Source organism: Frankia sp. AiPs1, assembly GCF_023716945.1.
Lineage (GTDB): Bacteria > Actinomycetota > Actinomycetes > Frankiales > Frankiaceae > Frankia.
Window position 1 is genome coordinate 1 of record NZ_JAMQQF010000626.1, and the last position, 3,401, is coordinate 3,401.

General features: G+C 74.9%; 1 protein-coding gene. It reads right to left on the minus strand.

Going from position 1 to position 3,401, the window contains the following annotated elements; all coding sequences use genetic code 11:
- Nucleotides 1–285: 285 nt before the first annotated feature.
- On the minus strand, nt 286–2,847 hold the full coding sequence (locus ND748_RS28480; protein WP_251749275.1) for a CoA transferase: 2,562 nt from the start codon (nt 2,845–2,847) through the stop codon (nt 286–288).
- Nucleotides 2,848–3,401 lie beyond the last annotated feature (554 nt).

Sequence of the window (3,401 nt, forward strand, 5' to 3'; positions counted from 1 at the left end):
CGATGCCGGCGTCGGTGACCGCCCGCCGGGCCGCCGCCGCCGCCAGTTCCACCGCGGACAGCCGCGCGTAGCCGGGCCGGTCGGGCTGCTCGGCGTGCTGGCCGACACCGACCAGCACCGGCGTCGCAGGATCGAGGTCGTCAGGGGCGCTCATCACTTCTCCTGATTGTGCCGAACGTGCCGGTCACTCTGCTGGGTCGGCGGTCGCGGCCGGGCCGGCCGTCGCGGCTGGGCTGGCGGTCGTGGCTGGGTCGGCGGTCGCGGCGGATGCGAGCCGCTCCCGCGTCAGGCCACGGGCGCGGTGGTGCGCGGCGCCTCGAGGACGCCCGCAGCGACCAGCTCGTCCACCTCCGCGGGGGACCGGCCCAGCAGGCGTTCGGCCAGCAGGCGGGTGTGCTCGGCCACCAGCGGCGCCGGGCCGGTGAGCGGGTCGGCGACGCCCCGGTAGTGAGCCTCGCCGCCCAGCGTCAGCAGCGGCGCCGGGAGCTGGGGTTGGTCCTGCTCGACGAGCAGGCGGCGGGCGGCGAGCTGCGGATCGGCCGGCAACTCGTGCACCCGCAGCATCTGCCCCGCGGGGACGCCGTGCTCCTGCAGCCGGCGGGCGGCCTGCGCCGGGGTGCAGGTCGCGGTCCAGCGGCCCACCGCGGCGTTGATCTCCGCCCGGTGGGCGTCGCGGCCGGCGGCGGTGGCGAACCGGGGGTCGTCGCGCCACCGCGGCTCGCCCACGACGTCGGCGAGCCGGCCGAACGCCCCGTCGATGTCACCGCTGACGTCCCCGCCGATGTCGACGACGCACCACTCGTCGTCCCCGGCGCAGGCGAACAGGCCGCGCGGGGCGTCGCCGCGCCGGTCGTTGCCCTCGGCGCGGACCGACCCCGGCCGCAGATACTCCTCGGCGAGCCCGGCCCCCATCTGGTAGAAGATCGTCTCGATCTGGGCGGCGCTCACCGTGCCGCCGCGGCCGGTGCGCCGCCGGCGCAGCAGCAGCGCGAGCACCGCCACCGCGCTCACCCGGCCGGCGACGTGATCGGGATAGATCGTGATCGCGTCACAGAAGCCGTCCGGGAGGTCCGGGTAGCGCCACAGCTTGCTCAGGCCGGCGGTGGCCCGCACCAGCGGCCCGTAGCCGAGGCGGCGGCTCCACGGCCCGGTCGAGCCGAACGCGCTGCTGTCGGCGACGATGATCCCCGGGTTCACCCGGGCGAGCTCGGCGTGGCCGAGTCCGAGCGACTCCATGGTGCCCGGCTTGAAGTTCGACAGCACGACGTCGGCGGACGCGGCCAGCCGCAGGAAGAGCTCCCGGCCGCGCGGGTCGCGCAGGTTCAACCCCAGGCTCGACTTGTTGCGGTGGCCCCAGGCGAAGCTCTCGCTGATCTGGGCGCCGCTGCGGTTCTGCCGTGAACCGTCCGGGAACGCCCTGTTCTCGACCTTGATGACCTCGGCGCCGTGATCGGCGAACAGCCGGCCCAGTTCCGCGCCGACGACGATCACCCCGAGGTCGAGCACCCGCAGCCCGGTGAACGGATGGCGCGGTGCCGCCACCTGCCCGGCCGGGTCGTCCACTCGCTCGGCGTCCGGCCCCGAGACGCCGGTACCCCACCCTGGGGCTGGGGCGTGTCCGCCGCCGAGGCTGTTGGTATCCAGCCTTGGGATGCCGGTACCCGGGCCTGGGGTGGGCGCGGCGGTGGCGAGGACCGTGGGGTCGCACTCGCCGAGAGGCGGCGGGCCGTGGCGCCGCCCGGCCCGGACTCCGTCGAGCTCCACCAGGCCGTCGGCAACGGGCACCGTCACGCCCGGGGCGACCTCGACGGGCACGAAGGTCCCCCGGGCGCGGAAGTGCTCGCCCGCCACCATCGAGGCGGCGTCGAGCAGGGCGGCGGCGGGCACGCCGAACCCGATCGCCTCGGCCACGATCGTCTCCATCGTGCGCTCGGCGAACAGCTTCCCGATCAGCGGGTAAAGTTCGCCGGCGGCAGCGAAGCGGGCGACGATGTTGTCGTACTTCGCAGCGGCGAACTGGGCCGGCTCGCCGAGCCAGCGGAACATCCCCTGCCACTGCCGCGCCGCGAGCAGGCAGATCCGCACCCAGCCGTCGGCCGCGGGGAAGATCGGGTACAGGTGGCGGGCATCGGGTCGCCCCCGCGGGAGGTCGCGCACCGTCGCCCCCGCGCGGGCGCTGCCCGAGATGCCGTAGCCCGGGTCGAGGACCTGGGCGACGGCCTCGAGCACCGAGAAGTCGACGACATCGCCGCGTCCCGTGTCCAGCCGGTTGGCGTACGCGACCAGCGCGGCCCAGGCGGCCTGCGCGGCGGCGCATTCGTCGGCCAGGAACGCCGGTGGCAGCAGCGGCGGCAGGCCGGGCAGTCCCGAGCGGGACAGCAGGCCGCCGATCGCCACGTGCACGTCGGCGCTGCCCGTCCAGTCCCGGTACGGGCCGGTCAGCCCGAAGTCGGTGATGGAGACGACGACGAGGCCCGGCCGGACGGCGAGCAGGCCCTCGGGGACGAGGCCGAGCGCGGCCTGCTGGTCCGGACGGGCGGTGTGCAGCAGGATGTCCGCGGTCGCCGCCAGCGTGCCCAGGAGCTCCCGGCCCGCCGCCGTGGTCAGGTCCACCACCGCGCCGCGTTTGTTGATCGAGTGAACCGCGAACGACAGGCTCGTCCCGTCCTCGGCGAACGGTCCCACCCGCCGCGCCGCCGCGCCGCCCGGCGGTTCGATCCGCAGCACCTCGGCGCCGAGGTCGGCCAGGTAGCGGCCGGTCGACTCGCAGCGGCCGTCGGCCAGGTCCAGCACCCGCACCCCGGCCAGCGGTAGGTCCACGTCGGGGCGCCCATCTCGGCCGGTCATCGGTCTCCCTTCGCGGCGGCGGTGGGAGCCGCGGCGCGGCTGCCCGGCTGCTCGGCTGGGCAGAGACCTGAACGGGAGACGGGTCCCCTCCTGCCGGCCGAGCCGCCGCTCGATCGTGTGCACCGGCTCCAGCGAACACCCGGTGTCGCGGCGACGCCATTGCGTTGCGCGCCGAATGGACGTGCCACCAGACGCACGGTGGCGCGGCCGGCCCGGATCACCCGATCGTGCCCCCCCGCCGGCCAGCGGAATCCGTGGAACTACTGACCAATAGGTCAGGTGACTAGGAACGGCCTCATTGTCATAGCCGAGATGGGCTACATGGCGAGTCGCAAAGCCGTTTTCTGACTAGAAAGGATGTGGTCACAACGATGTGGCCCTCTCCTGTTGGCCGGACGTTCATCCGACGCTGCCACCCTCTGCTCGGCGCGCCGGATGCTCACGTTCGGCGCGGCGGTCATCGAAGGGATCGACATGGAGGATCACCAGCACCGAGCGGATCGTCGCGGCGGCCGTCCGGGCGCGGCCGGCGCGGCCGGCGGACTGACGCGACC

Bases quoted from the DNA above. Each gene is read 5' to 3' on its own strand.
- ND748_RS28480 (WP_251749275.1), bottom strand. From the start codon at position 2,847: ATGACCGGCCGAGATGGGCGCCCCGACGTGGACCTACCGCTGGCCGGG.